The sequence below is a fragment of the Corynebacterium sp. HMSC035E02 genome, assembly GCF_001836065.1.
GTDB lineage: Bacteria > Actinomycetota > Actinomycetes > Mycobacteriales > Mycobacteriaceae > Corynebacterium > Corynebacterium hiratae.
The window spans coordinates 55,881-75,022 of the sequence record NZ_KV827373.1 but is presented as its reverse complement, the minus strand read 5'-3'; the positions used below and the strand labels follow the sequence as shown (position 1 = coordinate 75,022).

Here is a 19,142-nt window from a genome sequence, read left to right as displayed (position 1 = left end):
CGCTACGCACCCCGAAACCGGAAGAGCCGGCAAACAGTGCTCGGCAGCTCCGAACTGTCCTGTGTTATCCCTACATAAGCCCGATGCCGCTGTATTCGCCAGAAGCCGCCCATTTAGCGCAATAACGAAGCACCCCTCCGCAGGGCTCTTAGGAGCCGTACGGAGGGGTGCTGTTCGCCTGGAACTTACTTCGAGCTCAGGGAGGAACCGGAGACCGAGACACCGGCGCGGTTGAGCAGCATGATGATGAGGTTAATGATGTCGCCACCAAGGTCAATAACGCTAGACAGCATAAGAGTTCTCCTTTATTCGATTACCTAGACTTGATGTTTATCGTGCGAGGATGCCCTTGACGTTACGCCCCTGCAAGAAAACCGGCATACAGTTTGGGGCACAACCGGCGCTAGAGCGGGGAGATGGTGTGCTTCTTGGGCAGGTCCTTCTCCTGCTTATCGGCAAGCTGGCGCAGCGCGCGGCGCAGGGCCAAGCGCGACTCAGAAGGCTTAATCATGCCGTCGAGGTAGCCACGCTCCGCAGCGACATAGGGCGCGGTCATGGTCTCGTCGTAGAAGTCCATGAACATCTTCTTCGTCATGGCGCGCTGCTCCGGGGTCTCGGCGGCCTCGAGCTGCTTGCCCGCAATCATGACCACGGCGGCGGCCGAGCCCATCACGGCAATCTGGGCCGTCGGCCACGCCAGGTTGATATCACCGGTCAAGTTCTTCGAGCCCATCACGGCATAGGCGCCGCCATAAGCCTTGCGCACAATCAGCGAGACCTTCGGCACGGTAGCCTCCACCACAGCAAAAGCGAACTTCGCGCCGCGGTGAATCAGACCGGCCTTCTCCTGGTCCACGCCCGGCAGGTAGCCCGGCGTATCCACCACGAAGACCAGCGGGATGTTGTAGGCATCGCAAATACGGATAAAGCGCGCGCCCTTATCGGCGGCATCCGCATCGATGCAGCCCGCCGAGTGCATCGGGTTATTGGCCACAAAGCCCACGGCCTTGCCATCAATACGGCCAAAGGCGGTAATGACGTTGGGGGCGTAGTTTTCCTGGATCTCGATGAGATCGTCATCGTCGCCAAGCTGTGTGAGCAGGTCCATCATGTCGTAGCCGGCGTTCGTGTCATCCGGCATGAAGGAATCCAGCTCGGTGTCTTCAGCCACCTCGTCATCAGAAGGTGCGTCGAAGACCGGAGACTCGTCGAAGCAGGTCAGCGGCAGGTGATCCAGCAAATCGCGCACCAAGTCAAAGGCCTCATCCTCCGAGGGCACCACAACAGACACGTTGCCGTTGAGCTCCTGCTGGCGCGCAGAGCCGAGGTCATGGGAAGAGATCTCCTCGCCTGTGACTTCCTTGATCACGTTCGGACCCGTCACGTACATCTCCGCCTCACCATCGACGGCGATGATGAAGTCCGTGGTCACCGGCGCATACACCGCGCCACCGGCGGACTTGCCCATCATGATGGAAATCTGCGGGCTGCGGCCGGACAGCGGCAGCTGGCGGCGGGCAATCTCGGAGTACATAGCCAAAGACGTCACCGCGTCCTGAATGCGCGCACCACCGGAATCCTGAATACCGATAACTGGGCAACCAATCTTGATGGCCAGATCCATGATGTCGGTGACCTTCTTGCCAAAGGTCACGCCCACGGAACCGCCGTAGACGGTCTTATCGTGCGCATAAATGCACACCGGGCGGCCGTTGATGCGGCCGTGGCCGGTGACCACGCCGTCGGAGTAAATCGCGTCCGGATCACCGGGGGTCTTGCCCAGGGCGCCGGTTTCGACGAAAGAGCCTTCGTCGAGAAGCGCGGCGATGCGTTGGCGCGGAGTCGAGCGGCCGGCCTCATCGCGACGGGCCCGGGAGCGTTCACTGCCGGGGTCCTGGGCGCGCTCGAGGCGCTCGCGTAGGTCCGCTAGCTTGTCAGCGGTGCTAGTCACTTCCGAATCTTCTCCTCGATCCATTCCTCCATGTGCTTGCCCACGATACCGATTGCGGGCTCGTCGGGAACCGCCAGGTGGTCGCCCGGCAGCTGCACAATCTCCAGATCCTTCACGATAACGCCCCAGCCGCCGTCCGGGTTAATCTCCGCATACGCCGGTTCGAGCTCGATGGCGCCGTCATGCATGCGCTCGGAGCGGAACAGGATGACAGGCACGCTTACCGACGCCCACCTTCCCATATCCAGCGAGCCCAGAATCTGGTTGTCCACGAAGGAGGCGCGCTGGTGCTCCAGCACGCCCGCGGACAGGCCGTGCTCGGAGGCGTCGGTGGAGCTGAGGAATTCCGCAAGCATGGCCATGAGAGCATCTTCGCCCACGGTCTCTAGCATCTCGTACGGCGGCTCGAAGTCCAGGCCGTAGGTCTTCTTGGCAAAGGCAGCGTAGCGGCCCCAGCGGGCCTTGGTCTCCTCCAGCGTCTTCGGGGCCGGATGCGCCGGCTGGGTGGTATCCAGCAGCGCGATGAAGGCAACCTCAGCAGTGTCCTCGCCGCGGGCGGCGCGATCCTGGAGTTGGTAGGCCACCTCGTAGGCCAGCGCGCCACCGAAGGACCAGCCGCCGAGCACGACCTTGCGGCCGCGCGCGTAGTGCAGGATGTCCTCGATGTAGGCGGCGGCGCGATCCTCCAGGCTGCCCTCGAGACGCTCCACGCCGTAGACGGCGACGTCGGCAGGCAGGCGGCGAGTCAGCGGCTGGTAGACCACGGTGGTGCCGCCGGCCGGGTGGAACATGAAGACGGCGGGGCCGTCGGCCTCGCGCAGCACACGGATGTTGCCCTCGACCTCAGTCTCCAGGCCCTCGCGGACGAGGTCCGCCAGGACCTCCAGGGCCTCGGCCTCCTGGACCTGCTGCGCGGTGACCTCGATACCGGCGCGCTCGGTGAGACGCTCGGCAATCTTCTCAGCCACCTCATCGCTGACCTGCGGCAGCGCGGACGTCACGCCGGCCGCGGCCTTACCGGTGAAGGTGGCCCAGGTGCCGAAGACCATGCGTTCGGAGGCATCGCGCGGTGCGACGCCTACGCCCGTGCTAGCCTCCTCGGCCGCTCCCTGTCCCGCAGCTTCCTTCGCGCTCGCAGCGGAAGAGTCTTCAGCGGAGTTGTCGTCCGCGGTGGGCGCATCAGCGGCCCCGTCGGCCGGCGCTTGCGCGGCAGCACCGGGCTGCTCGGATACGGCCTCTTCGACCATGGTGATGACGTCGGCGAGGGAGGCGTCGCGAAGCGCCTGCACCTGCAGCGGCGGAATCTGGAAGTCATTCTCCACGCGGTTCTTGATGCGCATGCCCATGAGCGAATCCAGACCCAGGTCAATAAGCGGCAGCTCGCGCGGGAGATCGGAGACGTCGTAGCCCATGGACTCCGACACGATGAGCGCCAAGCGCTCCTCCACGCTCTCCTTCTCCGGGTCCCAGCGCACGGCATCGGCGCCCACATCGGGGTCAGCGAACTGCGGCGCAGTCACCGCCTGCGGCAGGCTCGGCTCCGGGGCCGCAGCGGGTTCGGCAAGGTTGAGCGTCGACGCAAAACCTTCCGCGATGAGCTTGGTCGTCGCACCATCCACGTAGTGCACCGCCAACGACAGCCCGCCCAGCGTGCGGCGAACAATCGTGGTGACCTCGCCCTTCGCGGGCAGGTCGAGGTGCTCCTCGCTCGCCGCGATGTGGGCGCCCGGGGTGACGGCCTCGGCGGCGGCCTCCAGGATGGCCAGCGCGCTCGGCGCCTGGTCGGCGTTCGTGGAGAACGCCACCGCGCCCTCCGGCAGCGTCACGCGCGCCCCCGGCAGGCCGGACACACCCGACGAGGGACGAGCATTGGTCCAGAAACGCTGGCGGCGGAAACGGGTATGGGGGGCGGCGACAAGCGCACCGGAGCCAAAGACCTTGGTGTAGTCCACCGGAGTACCCGTGACGTAGAGCTTGCCCAACAGGTCCAGCAGCGACTCGGTGGGGTCCACCTTGCGCTTCAGGCTGTACAGCAGCTGCGCATCCGCCTTGCCCGCGGCAAAGGCGGTGGACATCAGGCCCATGAGCGCAATAGGGTTCGGAGAAATCTCCACGATTTGGGTATGGCCCGCGTCAAAGGCCGCCTCGGTCGCGTCCTGCAGGTAGACGGGCTTGCGGGTCATGCGGATCCAGTAATCCTCATCGTGCAACACCGCACCCGGACGGTAGACCTTGCCGCGGTCGACGGAGGAGAAGAGCGTCGTATGCAGCGGAGCAGCTTCCATGCCGGCGATTTCCGCATAGAGTTCACCCAACAGCGGATCCACAGCGGAGGTGTGGCCGGCTCCCTTCACGTTGAGCGCGCGGGCGAACTTGCCCTCGCCGTCGAGTTTCTCCACCAGCGCGAGGACCTCCTCGCGCGGACCGCCCACGGTGGTCATGCCGGGACCGGTGTAGACGGCGGGCTCGATGGAACCAGGCAGGGCGTCGATCTCCTCGGCGGAGAGCTCGACGACGGCCATGGCACCCTGTTGGTCCTCCGGCAGCGAAGCCTCGCCCTCACCCATGAGGCGCGCGCGGTGGCAGGCGATGAGCATGGCGTCGGCCGCCGTGATGCCGCCCGCGGCGTAGGCCGCGCCGATCTCACCCATGGACATGCCGATAACGCCGGTTGGGCGCACGCCGAAGGTGGCCAGCAGGTCCGTCAGCGCGATCTGGATGGCGGTGATGGCCACCTGCGCAGTTTCGGTGTTATAGGTCTGCTCGTCATCACGCACCAACTCCAGGATGGACCAGCCGGATTCGCGCTGCACGATGGCGTCGAGCTCCTCCAAGCGCGCGAGGAACTGCGGCGAAAGGGCAATCATGTCCTTGGCCATCTTGCGGTGCTGGGAGCCGAAACCGGAGTACATGAACACCGGGCCGTGCACCGTCGGGGAATCCGCCGCGGCGATGCCGACGGAGACGGTCCCCTCGGACACCTGACGCAGGCGCTTGACTGCTTCTTCGCTTGACGACGCCGTTACTACCGCACGCGAACGCCCATGGTTACGGCGCGCGAGGGTGCGGGCCAGGGAGAGCAGGTTCGGGTTCTCGGCTTCGATGTAGTCCGCCAAGTCGGCTGCAGCTGCGGCGCGGCGCGAGGGCAGCAGGCCAGAAACGGGCAGGGCCACCGGGTGGCCTTCGCCGATGGCGACCTGCGGGGCGTCCTGGCGGGTAAGCCCGCGGTAATCGGTAAGGACGACGTGGGCGTTAGTGCCGCCGAAGCCGAAGCCGGAGACGCCGGCGATCTTCTGGCCGGAGTACTCCGGCCACTCGCGCGGGTCTTCGACTACTTCGAGGTGCTCGGCGTCGAAGTCGATATAGCGGTTGGGGCCCACGTAGTTGATGTTTGGCGGGATAACGCCGTGGCGCATGCCTTCGATGACCTTGATAAGGCCCACGACGCCGGCCGCGGACTCGGAGTGGCCGATGTTGGTCTTGGCGGAGCCCAGCAGGGTCGGGTTATAAGGTTGGCGGCCCGGGCCCAGCACGCGGCCGAGCGCGGTGGCCTCGATGGGGTCACCGAGGATGGTGCCGGTGCCGTGGGCCTCGACGTAGTCGACGTCCTGCGGGCGGATGCCGGCGTCGGCGTAGGCGCGCTCGAGGACGTCAACCTGCGCGTCTGGGTTGGGGGCGGTCAGGCCGTTGGAATGGCCGTCGGAGTTGACTGCGGAGCCCTTGATGACGGCGTGGATGGTATCGCCGTCGCGCTCGGCGTCCTCGAGGCGCTTGAGCACGAGCACACCGGCGGCGTCCGCGCGGACGATGCCGTCGGCGTCGTCGGAGAAGGCGTGGATGGCGCTGGTGGGCGAGGTGACCCCCAGCTCACTAAAGCCAATGGAGGCGTGCGGCGAGGCCAGGATGTTCACGCCGCCGGCAAGAGCCGTATCAGCTGCGCCCACGCGCAGGTCCTTGACCGCCTGGTTGACCGCTACGAGGGAGGCCGAGCAGGCGGTGTCCACGTTGAGGGAAGGGCCGCGCAGGTCGAAGGCGTAGGAGAGGCGGTTAGCCACGATCGCTGAGGACGTACCCGTCATGGCATAAGGGTGCATCTCCGCCGGATCGGCGGTAATCAGCATGCCGTAGTCATTGTTGGTGGAGCCCATGTAGACACCGGTGGCGGTGCCGCGCAGCTGGTTGGCGGGCACCCCGGCATCCTCGAGAGCCTCCCACGCCACCTCTAGGAGAATGCGCTGCTGCGGGTCCATGTTGGCCGCCTCCAGCGGGGAGAGGCCGAAGAACTCGGCGTCGAAGGAGGCGATGTCCTCGATATAGCCGCCGTCAGTGTTTTGCTGCTCCATCTTCTCGCTGGTAATCGGGTCGGAGGAATACTCCGACCAGCGGCCGACGGGCAGCGGGCCGGTGCCCGCGCGGCCTTCGACGAGCATGTTCCAGAACTCGTTGACATTCTTGGCGCCTGGGAAGCGGCCGGCGTAGCCGATGACGGCGATGTCCCCGCCCGCGATGGCGGTCGAGCGTGGTGCCCCCGCTCCCGGCGCGCTGTCTACCGGGGCGCCAGCGGCGCCGTTGACGAGACGCTCGGCCAGCTGCGCGATAGTGGGGTACTCGTAGGCCACGGTGGGCTCAAGCTTTATCCCGAGAAGGTTTTCTAATTCGCCGGAGAGGACGACTGCGTCGCGCGAGGACAGCCCGAAATTCTCCAGCGGTTTGGTGTCCGTGATTTCCTCTGCCGACAGGCCGGTGGTCTGCGCAACCCAGGTGCGCAGCCAGCCACGAAGCTCTTCAACAGTCATAAATCTCTAGCTTTCTTACGCGGACTAAAACTAACTAAATGTGCGGTCGATTTTGCGCAGCACAAAAGCGCGCACATCGATGCGTCTATAGGGGTTATCGGACGATTATCTCACTTTGTTAACTTGGGTTTCATAACCGACATACCCACAGGCAGCGGCAACCCCCGCCCCCACGGCTAGCGCGGGAACGGGGGTTGGAGGGTGCAGAGCCTTTAAGAGGCGAGGTAGCTCTTCTTCGCCACGCGGCGGGCAATCTTGCCCGAGGAGGTGCGCTTAATCTCGTTAGCGTTGAACCACTGGATGACGGCCGGGGTCACCCCGTGGTGCGCGGAGACTGCGGAGCGGATGGCTTCGGAAGCGGCGGCGTCATCGGCCGGGTTGGCGTTGTCGGCGCGCTCGATGAGCAGCACGAGCTCCTCGGTGCTGCCGCCCTCCACGGAGAAGGCCGCGATGGAATCCGCACGCACGTGGTCCGAGGCCTCCTGCACGGTGCCTTCGATGTCCTGCGGGTAGTGGTTGCGGCCAGCCACCACGATGAGGTCCTTGAGACGACCGGTGATGTACACCTGGTTATCCACGATGGCCGCCAGGTCACCGGTGGCCAGCCAGTTGTTGTCCTCCGGCGCGTTCGGCACGCGGGTGCCCTCCGCCAAACGCTCGCCGAGCGTGTTGTGGAAGGTAGAGGCAGTTTCTTCCGCGCGGTCCAAGTAGCCGGCGGCACGGTTCTCTCCATGCAGCCAGATCTCGCCCACGCGGCCATCCGGCAACTCGACCTTGGTCTCCGGATCCACGATAGTCAGGTGCTGAGCCACGACGCTCTGACCACAGGAGGCGTAGGCCACGGAGTCCGCGGACTTCTCCACGATGACCGCCTCACCCTGAGCCAAGCGCTCGCGGTCGAAGTGGGAAATGATCGGGCGCTCCAGAGTCTGCGGGGTGGTCACAATCAGCGAGGCCTCCGCCATGCCGTAGGACGGGCGCAGGGTCTCACGGCGCAGGCCATACTCCTCCTTGCCGAAGGTCTCCCAGAAGGAGTTCACCGCAGATTCCGTGACCGGCTCCGAGCCGATCACGATGCCATCGACGTTGCTGAAGTCCAGCGTCTCCCCCGCCGCCGGAGCACCGTAGCGCGCGGCGAGCTCGAGGGCGAAGTTGGGAACCACGGCGTAGGTTCCCTGCAGCTGCTCATCGATGGGCTGACGCTTGAGCTGGTCAATCCAGCGCTTAGGTTGCTGGACGAAGTCACGCGGAGTCATGATCTCCAGGTTGACGCCCAGGATGGTCACGAAAACCGCCAGGATGATGCCCATGTCGTGGTGCATCGGCAGCCAGGAAACCACGCGGGCCGGCAGCTTAATCTGTACCGCGGTGAAGATCTGCAGCACGTTGGTCATGATGTTGCGGTTGGTCAGCAGCACGCCGGCCGGGGTGCGGGTGGAACCGGAGGTGTACTGCAGGAAGGCCGGCTGATCCAGCGGCGCGGTCTGTAGCGCGGCAAGCGCGGCCTTGCCTTCCTCCGTCTCCAGCGGGTTGACCCAGCTCTGTGCCAGCGAATCCGGCAGGGAGTCGATGGAGATGATGCGCGGGCGCTCGGCTGCTGGGCGGTCCGAGAAGTACGCGCGGTTGGCGGCAGCGGACGTGTTGTTGGTCAGCACGATCGACGGGTTGGCATCGCCGAAGACCGCCCGCAGGTGATCGGTGTGGCCGGGCTCGTTCGGATCATAGAGCGGGATCGGGGTCATACCGGCGTACATCGCGCCCAGGAAGCCGAAGATGTACTCGGGGGAGTTGCCCGCCAGGATGGCCACGCGATCCCCCATCTTGCCCACCTGCTGCAGGCGTGCTGCTACCGCCTTGATGCGGGTATTGACCTGGGAGCGGGTGATATCACGCGGGGTGCCTTCCGGGTTATCGGTATAGACCCACTGGCGCATGACCGGGCGATCCGGGATACCCGCCTGCTGCTCCGCGGCATAGACGTGTTCGGCGAGCCCCGCCAACGTGAGGTGAGGCGGCAGGGCGATGTTGCCCTTGTCGTCGAAGAACTGGCCGATCAAGGCTTTCAGGTCCATGTGGGAAAGCTCCTTCGTAGGGTAGAGAGGGGCGCGCACCCCTGCTTCACGTACTTTTGACATTGAAAATATCAGAAGGAGTGTGCCGAACGTTACATGGCGCGCGGGCGGGACGTCGTCAAGCGCTACTGCGCGTCGATGGTGTCCTTAGCCCACTGCGTGACCCACTGGTTGGTGGTGACCCCTTCGATAACGTCCGGATTGTAGGCATACAGTGCATGAACGCCGTTGGCGTCGATGAGGTCACGCGCTCGTTCGAGCCCGTTGCTCACGTCCAGGGGCGCATCACAAATAGAGTCATTCGGCGCACAGATTTGGAAAGTGCGGTCCGCCAACTCCCCAAAGCCATTGGCGCGCGCACCGCGCATGGTGGCGCCCGGGACGATGCCCTGAATCAAGGTCGACACCGGCTGCAGGGCAATCTCCGCGCCCACGCCGCCGACGTGCGCACCCGGGTTAATGCCCACGCCGTCCTGGCGCCGGCCGTCCGCAATGAGGGCCACACCCGCCACGCTCTCCGCGGGGATGGGTCCATTGCCGCCGCCGATGCGGTCCGCCACATCACCCGCGATGACCGCTCCCTGCGAAAATCCGCTCAGGATGAACTTCGTGTCCGGGCAGGTCTCGTGCATGTAGGTCAGCTCGCCCTCGAGGCGCGAGGTGCCTTCGTTGCGGGAATCGTCGTAGCTCATCTCGTGCTGCGCGTTGATGTTCTTAAACTGCGCGGTGTACGGCAGCGTCCACACCTTAACGTCCTCGGGGACGTAGGCCTCCTTCAGGGGATTCGTGATCGAGAGCATGAAGGAGTTCGGGTTCGCGCCCGGGTTGATCGGATCATCGTCCGCGGCGGATTCCCACGTTCCCGGCGCGGAGATGAATTCCACGCGCGGGCACCAGTCCGGCTGCTCGGGGGCCGTGTTGTCCTCCTCCTGGGAAGGGGCAGGCTCCGCAAGGTTTCCTTGTTCCCCTTCCTCGCGGGTGTTGAGGAAGTGAACCGCTCCCCCGCCAATCAGGGCGAGGAGGACGACCACGGCAAGGACGGTCAGTGTGTTACGCATGGTTTTACGCATGAAGAAATTTCTACCTTGGGAAGGTGCGGGATTGACTGGAAAATCCCTGCCACATTACTGAGCGCAGAGCGCGCGGCCCTGCTCGGTGATGAGCTGGACGAGTTCTTCGTGGCTGAGCTCGCTGCGGCCCTGCTCGATGAGCTGCCCGGCCACCGCGGGCACAGTGACGGTATCGCCCTGGCAGGAGGCCTGCGCGGCACCCACCAGCTGGTCTTCCACACCGTCGATGTTCACGCCCTTCTCAGCCACTGCGGCCAGGAAGTCCTGGTCCGGGCCCTGTTCAGGCGCGGGCGCGGGAATTTCGGAGATCTCGCGCGCGCCGCGGTCCTCCGGCTCGTCGCCTTGCGCTCGCTCACTCTGTTCGGAGGGCGACGCCGACGCTGAGCTGGCTGACGCTGAGCTTGACGACGATTCACCGCTCGCCCCCGAGGAGCGCTCCAGCGGCGCCACCGACGTTTCGGTGGCCTCACCTTCCTCGACGGTGGCGGAACCGCAGCCGGTCAACAGCGCGCCGGCGGCCAGCAAGACGGCCGCGCCGGCTGTCGCAGCGGGACGGGCGGAGAAAAATCGCATGGCCGTCCCTACTTCTTATCCGCCTGGATCTGGCCCATGACCTTGCGGATAACACCGTGCTGGAAGGTCTGGGTCAGCCCGCCGGCCGGGATCGTCGCATAATCCTCGGTGGGCCAGCCGAACTCGCCCTGCTCGTAGCCGTGCTTGCCCCACTCATCAAAGATCTCGCCCTTGAGGATGTAGTGCGCGCCGGAGTCCATGGACCAGTAGATGTTGCCGTGCTCGAACTCCTGGAAGAAGCCGCCGTTGACGGCCTTCTCCTCACCCACCGGGAAGCCCAGCTCGGAGTCAGCAGCCTTCAGCTCCTTGTACTTCGCGCCGATAGCACCGTGCACGATGTGGAAGGAACCGTCCGGGTTGCGGGTCAGTACGCCGTCCTCGAACTCCTGGACCTCGCCGTCGCCGACCTTGTTCGGCTCGGCTACCGGGTACTTGAGGTCGCCGCCCTCGAAGCCGTTCTTGCCCCAGGCGTCGAAGAAGTCCTTCGAGATAGGCCAGGCGCCGGTCTCCGGGGTCCAGTAGATGGAGCCATGCTCGAAGTGGACGTAGCGTCCGCGACCGTCGGGGGTCTTCTCCTCACCGGTCTTCGGGAAGCCCAACCAGGAGGTCGGGCCACCGAGCTCGGAGTAGCGTGCGCCGATGCGGCCGATAACGGCGTGCGCACCGGTCTCCGGGGACCAGTAGGCGGTACCGGCCTGGAAGTCCTGGGCCTTGCCGCGCTCGGCGACGTCATACTCGTTGTTCACGCAGGAGCCGATGATGCCGGACTTGGTGGCCTCAGCGATGGCCCCAACCGGGGTGCAGTCCGCACCACGGTCGCTCTTGTCCAAGCCGAGAGAATCGGCGATGTAGGGCCATGCCTCGGTCATCTCGAACTGCCAGTACTCCCAGCTGTGGACACCGGTCGGGCGGAACTTGACGACCGGCTCGACGCCGGCGCGCTTGGCGTAGTCGACAAAGGTCTGGGTGGACATGCGCGAGATTGCTTCCAGGCCCACGCCGGCCATGTTGGCCTGGCCCTTCGCCACGGAGCCTAGTTGGCCGTAGTCGTCCTTACCGTTGCCGGCGGAGACATAGACTTTCATGTCCTTGAGGTTTTCAATACCCAGCTTCGGATCGTGGTCGATCCAGTCCTGGGAGTAGAGATCGCCCCACATGTTGGTGGAGGTGAATCCGCCGGCATCGGCCTGCGCGGCGGTAATGGCCTCCGGCATACCGGTGGTGGTGGTGTCGAGGTAACCCGAGAAAGAGCCAACATACTTGAAGGCCCAGGGGTTGCGCTCGGCCAGGTTCATGGCGGCGGTACCACCCATGGAGATACCGGTCACGGCGCGCTTGCCGTTGGAGCGGTAGCCCTTCTCCAGGATCGGGATGAGCTCCTTCATCAGGAAGGTCTCCCACATGTAGTGGGTGCCGTTGTCTTCCTTCTGCCAGTCGGAGTAGAAAGAGGACTCGCCGCCCACCGGCATGATGAGGTTGACGTTGCGGTCGGCGTACTGGGACAGGATGTTGGTCTCGATGGTCCAACCGGACTCATCGTCACGCGCGCGCAGGCCGTCGAGTGCCCAGACCTCCGGGAAGGTCTTGTCCGGGCTGGAGTACCAATCGCGCGCGAGCTGAATCTGCACGACCTGCTCCTTGTCCGGCATCGCAGCGGACTTGATGTAGACCTTGAGGTGGCGGTTGGTCAGGTATTCCACGCGGGAGACGGACACGCCCTCCGGCAGGCCCTCAATCTTCGGGTACTCCGTCTCCACCGGAGTACGCTGCGGCGGGTTGGACGGGGCGAAAGAATCGGAGAAGTTAGAGCTTCCCAGCAGGTCGGTAATGCCCTCGCTCGAGGAGCTTGAGGACTGCGCGTTTGCGATAGGCAGCAACGCAAAGCCCACTGCCACGGCGGTGGGCAGCGCAGCGATGGTCAGGCCCTTGCGGGCTGCGGACGGGGAACGCAGGCCGGAATCCTTAGCGGACCGGCGAGGCTGAGATGACGCAGTGTTCGGCATTGAAGAGTCCTTTTAAGGGGTATATCGAGATAAGGGCACGCGATGCCGCGAGCGAGTTCCGCAGGTTCCCCTCCTGCGGAACTCGCCGCCGCACGCGTGGTGAGCGGTCTAGTGTGTTCTCAAGTTTAAGTTTAACTTGAGACTTTCGGTAGGGGGACACGCCCAGCGGTGGGATGAAAAAGCCGCCACACCCAAGGGCACGGCGGCTAGCTAGTTACCAGGCGTTCATAACGTTGAGCACCTGCGGCTTGGAGCGTTCCAGCTGGTAACCGAACTGCTCCCAGTTGTGCAGGCCCTGGGCCGGGTAATCCGTCTGCAGGCGAACACCCATCGCCCGAGCCTTGAGCTCCCACAGGCGGGTGGTGCCGTTGGCGAAGGCTTCCAACGCCATGCCGGACGCGATGTGCTGCGGCAGGTAGCGTTGTTGATCCAGCGGCCCCGGAACACCGGAAGCGGCGGACACGTAAACATCCGTTCCGTTTGCAGCCAGATCCGGGATCAGGTTGAAGGGATCATTGCTGAAGCGCTTCGGGTTGATGATGGAACCGTACATGGCATTGATGTTGAAGCCGCCGGCGTCGAGAAGCGCCAGGCGCATAAAGGTCTGGGCTCCCGGCAACGTCGTGGTGAGGTAACCGGAGTAGGACAGCGCCTGGCGGAACTGCTCCGGGTGCTTGCCCGCGAGGGTGATCGCCGCCGTAGCACCCATGGACAGGCCGGCCACCGAGTTATTGTTGCGGGCCACACCGAAGTTGCCCTCCAGGTAGGCCGGTAGCTCCTGGGTCAGGAAGGTCTCCCACTGGTAGTTGACCGGCTTGACCAGATCGTACGTAGCCGGACCATTCCAGTCCGCGTAGAAGGAGCCAGCGCCGCCCACCGGCATCACCAGGGTGATGTTGTGATCCACGTAGGTGCGCGCGGCGTTGACGTCATGGATCCACGCGTTGGTGGAATCGGTCGCGCGCAGACCATCGAGCAGGTAGAGGCCCGCGTTGCCGCCGTTCTTGGCTGGCTGGATCTGCACCGGGATGTTTCGGCCCATCGCCTGGGACCACACATCGCAGCGCTGCACCCAGAAGCCAACGCGATCCCACTCGCAGGTGCCGGTGGCGTCCGCGCGCAGCCAGTCACGGTGAGCCGCGGATGCTTCCTGGGTGCCGGCGGTCACGACCAGGCCCAAGGCCACGGCGATAGCGGCCACCACTGAGAGGACCCGAGTCCGCAGGCCAGAGCTTAGTGAACTCATGTTTCTCCTTAACATTTTTACTGCCATTACTACATCGCCAACACGCCAGCGATAGTTACGGATTAATAACGAGAATCTTTTGTAGCGTAACGCACCCTGGCAATTTTTGCCTCCCCGTGGGGGTATTTGCCAGCCCGCCCCAAGCTAGTGGGCAGGGTAATCGGCCGGATCGGCAGAAAACATGAGGGTGCGCCCCGTGGTCACGGAGAAGGCCAGGTTCGCGCGGAAGCGCTCCCACGTCAGGGGCTCGCTGTAGGAAGCAACAAGCTCCTGCACCTCTGGCGTCGCCAGCGCCGCCCGCGCCTGCCGAGTCTTCTCCTTGTCATACCACGGCGGGAGGTACTCGATGTCCGCGCCGGTCAGCGCCGCCTGCCACTCCAGTTCGAGGTGCTTGTCGTGGCCCACGCGCCCGCCTTCCTCACGAGGCATACGTGCGGCCAGCGGCGTAGCCAGACCAATGGTGTCGAGCACCCGCACGTTGAGCGGCGCGTTCATTGAGGTCATGCCCAGGTTGACCAGGTAGACCGTCGGCGGCTCCTCCGCGCCCGGCTCGCGCGGGACGGTGAGCCAATTGAGCTGGTCCTTCTCCTTGTCCTCTACATAGATGACACCCAGCGCATCGCCGTGCGCCAACTTTTCGGTGGCTTCCCCGTATCCGCGCATGAACTTCATCGTCATGTAGTCCCGTGCCGAACGCGGCGGGTAACCCGCCTCGCGGTTCGTAGCGTAGGTCCAGAAGTCGCGCTCATCCACGATGGACAGCGGCTGCTCGTAGGCCTCCCAGTCCGTCGGGTGCCCGCGCAGCACGACCACCACGGCCCACACCGCGCAGAAGGCCGCCGCGAGCACAGACACCAGGCCTCTCAGCGGCAGCACGAAGACTGGGAGGAGGGCGGCAAACAGCGGCAGCAGCAGCATGCGGCCGTGCATGAAGTCACCGCCGACGCGCAGCACGTACACCACATGCACCACCGCCGCACCGACCAGCAGGTAAGTGACGGTCGTGGAGCTTCGCAGGGCCGCCGGACGCAGGTGGGCGCGGAAGGTCCACAGCGCAGCACCCGCCAGCACGAGAACGGGCAAGTACAGGGCATACGGACCAACGAAGTCACCGACATAGTCCAGGCCGCTGCCCCACGCGCTTGACGACGCCGACTTGGCCACCGCCGTGTGCGGCGTCAACAGGCCGTAATAGCCCATGCGGAAGAATTGGTAACCCGCCGGGATGGGCAGGGCCGCGCCAAGAATGCCGAGCCAGACTTTCCAGTTGCGGTGCGCCGCCAAGAGGAGCAGGCCGGCCAGCCCGCCGTAGAGCGCGAATTCCGGGCGCACGAGCCAGGACAATCCCGCCCACAGCGCCAGCCAGTAGGCGCTGGCGTTATCGCGAGACTGCGCCCAGTGCTGGAGCAACGCCCACAGGGCGGCGAGGTAGAAGATGGACAGGCCCCACTCGAGTCCGGAGGTAAAGAAATCACGGGCAGGCGGCAGCGCGAGGTAGACCAGCGCGCCCGCGGGCGCCAGAAGCGGAGTGGCGAGTTGGCCCGAGCGGAAGAAGGCCCGGGCTGTGGCCCACGCCCCCAACATCATGGCCGCGACCGCCAGAAGCAATCCCAGGTTGACGGCGATGGACTCCAGCGGGGCGTTGGTGACCCAGCGGGCAAGCAGGATGAGGTACTGCCACAGCGTCGAGGTATTGGCCTCCACGCGCTCGCCCGCGTTGAAAACGGGGCCGTTGCCCTCCTCTAGGTTGCGCACGGTACGCAAAACGATGAGGCCGTCGTCGGAAATCCAGCGGCGCGCAAAGCCGCCCCAAAACGAGAAAACTCCGATCACGATGACCGAGGCCAGCGCGCTGAGCGCCGCCGCGGTACGTGATTCGGATTTTCGCATGAGGAGAGAGTCTAGCCCATCATGACCGGCATGATGTACACCGCCATGGCAATACAGGCCAGCCACAGCAGGGCCAGGATCTGCAGGACGCGGTCCTCCAGGGCAATCTCATCCGGGGCACCGCCGTTGCCGCGGTCCACGTCGGCGGCATAGCGCAGGATGGCGATGGTAAACGGCACCATGGACACCTGGTACCACACGCTGGCCGGGCCATCAGACTCGTTGGAAAGCTGGAAACCCCACAGCGAGTAGGACATGACCACGGCGGTGGCGGCCAAAGTCCACACGAAGCGCAGGTAGGTAGGCGTATAGCCCTCCAAGGACTTACGGATCTTGGCGCCCGTGCGCTCCGCCAGAAGGATCTCCGAGTAGCGCTTGCCCGAGGCCATGAACAGCGAACCAAAAGCGGCCACCAACAGGAACCACTGGGAGAGCACGATGCCCGCGGCCACACCACCGGCCATGGTGCGCAGCATGAATCCGGAGGACACCAGGGCAATATCAATCACCGGCATGTGCTTCCATCCGAAGCAATAGCCCAGCTGCAGGCCGATGTAGATGGCCATGACAATGGCGAGCTGCAGGCCCGCGGTGGCCAAGAAGGACAGTCCAATCGAACCGATGATGAGCACCGCGGCCATGGCATAAGCCAAGCTCACCGGAAGCACGCCCGCCGCGATGGGGCGGAAGCGCTTCGTCGGGTGCGCGCGGTCAGCCTCCACGTCGCGGGCATCGTTGATGAGATAGATGGAGGATGCGCCCATGCAGAAGACGATGAAGGCGAGGAGGACGTCGAGAAGCACGCGCGTGTGGAACAGCGAATCCGCGCCCGCGGCCGCAGGGGCGGCGAGAACGAGGACGTTCTTGACCCACTGCTTGGGGCGCAACGCCTTCACCATGCCATCGGCGAGGTTTTTCGGCGGCTTGCGCTTGCGGCCGGTATCGATGCCGGAGGTGTGCGGCTCAGAGTGGAAGACTCTCTGCTCACCGTCGTCGACGCGGTTAGGACGTTCGCTCATGCGGTCTTCCTTTCATAGCGATGGCATGCTTCCGCGGTGGCGGCTCCCAGCAGGGCGCCGATCGCCGTATCGGATGGGTAATGTACCCCGAGCACCATACGCGAGGCCATCATGACCGGCACACCAACGAGCGGTGCCGGGGTTCCCAGAACGTGCGCAGCACCCACGAGGAACGCGCTTGTCGACGTCGCGTGCGAAGAAGGAAAGGACAGCTTAGAAGGGGTTTTCACACCGACTTTGACGTAGTCATAGTCCGGGCGCTTGCGCCGCACAATGCGCTTGATCACAACGCTGGCCGCGTGCGCCGTGAAAGCACCCGCACCGACGGCTACCCACTGGCGGCGGCGCGCCGGCTTCTGGTAATTCACGGCGGCGCCTAAGCCGGAGAGCGCCAGCCAGCCCAGAGCGTGCTCGCCGAAGTGGCTTAAACCCCGCGCGGTGGGCAGAACGCCGGGCGCATCGAAGGCCGCATTCTGGATCTTCTCGAGGACACGGGATTCGGCGACAGAAAGCTTATTGGGCATCGAAGACCTTTCGCCAGGACTCGCGGGAGGTCAGCTCCGGCAGAGCCGCGCGGTACTCGGCGCGCAGGTCATCGAAGTTATCCTCAATTTCCTTGAGCAGCTCGCGGGTGGACTTCACCAGCTCGAGGGCCAGCTCGCGGTCGCGCTTGCGGAAGGCCACGCCGGTGCCGCCCGCGGTGGAGACGGTGGCGGAATCGACGCGAGAGAGCGTGAACCAGCGGGCCTCCTCCGGGGTGAGGTTGAGCTGCGGTGCCTCGTGATGGGCCGGGTCTTCCTTGGTAACCAGGTGCTTGGCGGACTTGATGAGCCACGGAATTTTCTTGATCTTGCCCAGGCGGCCACCGACATTGCGGGTGGGCACGCCCGGCGCGCCGGTGGGCGCGGGCAGCTGATCCGCCGAATCGATGATGACGGCGTCCGGGAATTCCTTGCGGATTGCGGCGATGCGCGGCAGCGAGGACTCCAGGATGTCGAAGAGCTGGTCTGGGCCGGCCAGGAAGTCCTTCATGGCCTCCAGCTGGATGGCCATGGTGGAGTACTCCATGCACATGGTGTGCTTGAGGGTGGACTTGAAGATGGACTTGGTAATCCCGCGCGCATCGCCCTCGTGGTAGAGGGCCGCCACGATGAGGCGGTTGCGCAGGTGGAAGTAGGCCTGCCAGTCGATGGCATCGTCCTTATCCGCCCAGGCCATGTGCCAGATGGCAGCACCCGGCCAGGTCACTGTGGGGAAGCCGTGGGCGGCGGCGCGCAGGGAGTATTCGGTGTCATCCCACTTGATAAACAGCGGCAGCGGCTGCCCGATGCTTTCCGCCACGACGCGCGGGAAGAGGCACATCCACCAGCCGTTGTATTCCACGTCGACGCGGCGGTGCAGCGCGCGGGAGTCGTACTTCTTCGGATCGAGGTGGGACTGCGCGTCACCGATAGCGCGCAGCGGGTACTTGGCAAAGTCGTGGTCATAGACGGCGTGCTCGGCCGCACCCCACATGAAGTCAGCGCGGTTCACTCGCTCGCCAGTCGTGCGCAACTGGGAGCGCTCCTGCAGGTTGAGCATCTGGCCACCCACGATGAAGGGCTTGGCGGCGTAACGCGCTGCTTGGACCGCACGAAGGATGGAATCCGGCTCGATGGCGATGTCATCATCCATGTAGAGGATGTAGGGCGAGTCGGTATTCTCCAGCGCCTCGAACATGATGCGGGAGTAGCCGCCCGAGCCGCCCAGGTTGCCCTGGCGGAACTCGCGGAAGCGCTCACCAAAGTGGGCCACGGCCTCGTCATAGCCCGGCTCGTCCGCCGGGTGCTGGTTGCCCTGGTCCGGCATGAGAACGTAGTCGATGATGCCGTCCACCACCGGGTCCTCCGCCAGTGCCTGCAGCGCCGCGACGGCGTCGGTGGGGCGGTTGAAGGTCGGAATACCCACGGCCACGCGCTTCTCCTGCGCCGGGTACTCGCTACCGTCCGGCAGGAGCTGCGGGTTCGGGGCGTGCGGGGCGCACCAAGCGGCGTCGGTAAGCACGGTGTCCTCAACGGCGGAGGCATCGAACCACAGCAGGCCGCCGTCCTCGAAGTTCTTCAGGGGCAGCTCAAACTCGTGGTGCCCGGTGGTCACCACGTGGTTGGCCACGGCGATGCGCTGGCCGTCCTGCTTGGAGCGGTACAGGGAGATGTTGGCCTCTCCCTCCACGTCCATGACCAGCACGATGGACTTCAGCTGGGACCAACGGCGCCAGTAGGCGGCCGGGAACGCATTGAAGTAGGTCTCGAAGGAGGCCTCTTCGCCGGCCGGGATGGTCACGGAAGTGCGGCCACTCCAGCTGAGGCGCTCGCGGTTTTGCTCGGACTCGATGAGGTAGAGCATGCGGACGTCGACCGGCTCGCCACGCTTGGGCAGCAGGATGCGCTGTACGGGTTCGTACGCAGCAGTATTGTTGGCAGTCACGATATCTTCGGTTCTCCACACAGATTTCGACAGTATTCAGGAACCAAGATTAGTGG

Annotated in this window: 11 protein-coding genes; all 11 read right to left on the bottom strand. The window is 64.8% G+C overall.

The genetic code is table 11. From position 1 onward, the window contains the following. Positions 1–403: 403 nt before the first annotated feature. Positions 404–1,975 (bottom strand): acyl-CoA carboxylase subunit beta, encoded by a 1,572-nt coding sequence (locus HMPREF2635_RS10985; protein ID WP_035117045.1) that lies wholly within the window; start codon positions 1,973–1,975, stop codon positions 404–406. Further along, positions 1,948–6,747 (bottom strand): type I polyketide synthase, encoded by a 4,800-nt coding sequence (locus HMPREF2635_RS10980; protein WP_070821754.1) that lies wholly within the window; start codon positions 6,745–6,747, stop codon positions 1,948–1,950. Before HMPREF2635_RS10980 ends, HMPREF2635_RS10985 begins: the two co-directional genes overlap by 28 nt. 212 nt (positions 6,748–6,959) lie before the next feature. Beyond that, complete coding sequence (locus HMPREF2635_RS10975; protein WP_070821753.1) at positions 6,960–8,819, bottom strand: FadD32-like long-chain-fatty-acid--AMP ligase; 1,860 nt, start codon at positions 8,817–8,819, stop codon at positions 6,960–6,962. 125 nt (positions 8,820–8,944) lie between these two features. Then, positions 8,945–9,877, bottom strand: a complete 933-nt coding sequence (locus HMPREF2635_RS10970) for a cutinase family protein (RefSeq protein ID WP_049156975.1) — start codon at positions 9,875–9,877, stop codon at positions 8,945–8,947. A 66-nt stretch (positions 9,878–9,943) separates the two neighbouring features. Beyond that, on the bottom strand, positions 9,944–10,462 hold the full coding sequence (locus tag HMPREF2635_RS10965; RefSeq protein ID WP_070821752.1) for a hypothetical protein: 519 nt from the start codon (positions 10,460–10,462) through the stop codon (positions 9,944–9,946). An 8-nt stretch (positions 10,463–10,470) separates the two neighbouring features. Continuing rightward, on the bottom strand, positions 10,471–12,384 hold the full coding sequence (locus HMPREF2635_RS10960) for an alpha/beta hydrolase-fold protein (RefSeq protein ID WP_369816124.1): 1,914 nt from the start codon (positions 12,382–12,384) through the stop codon (positions 10,471–10,473). 295 nt (positions 12,385–12,679) lie between these two features. Next, a complete protein-coding gene (locus tag HMPREF2635_RS10955) occupies positions 12,680–13,711 on the bottom strand; it encodes an alpha/beta hydrolase (RefSeq protein ID WP_210401615.1) in 1,032 nt (343 codons plus the stop codon). Positions 13,712–13,855: 144 nt separating this feature from the next. Then, complete coding sequence (locus HMPREF2635_RS10950) at positions 13,856–15,601, bottom strand: arabinofuranosyltransferase AftB family protein (RefSeq protein ID WP_070821750.1); 1,746 nt, start codon at positions 15,599–15,601, stop codon at positions 13,856–13,858. Between the two features lie 11 nt (positions 15,602–15,612). Beyond that, on the bottom strand, positions 15,613–16,620 hold the full coding sequence (locus tag HMPREF2635_RS10945) for a decaprenyl-phosphate phosphoribosyltransferase (protein ID WP_049156922.1): 1,008 nt from the start codon (positions 16,618–16,620) through the stop codon (positions 15,613–15,615). After that, on the bottom strand, positions 16,617–17,144 hold the full coding sequence (locus HMPREF2635_RS10940) for a phosphatase PAP2 family protein (RefSeq protein ID WP_046647596.1): 528 nt from the start codon (positions 17,142–17,144) through the stop codon (positions 16,617–16,619). The genes HMPREF2635_RS10945 and HMPREF2635_RS10940 overlap by 4 nt, the downstream gene beginning before the upstream one ends. Continuing rightward, positions 17,134–19,086, bottom strand: coding sequence for a glycosyltransferase (locus HMPREF2635_RS10935; protein ID WP_070821749.1), 1,953 nt, complete (start codon positions 19,084–19,086; stop codon positions 17,134–17,136). Before HMPREF2635_RS10935 ends, HMPREF2635_RS10940 begins: the two co-directional genes overlap by 11 nt. Positions 19,087–19,142 lie beyond the last annotated feature (56 nt).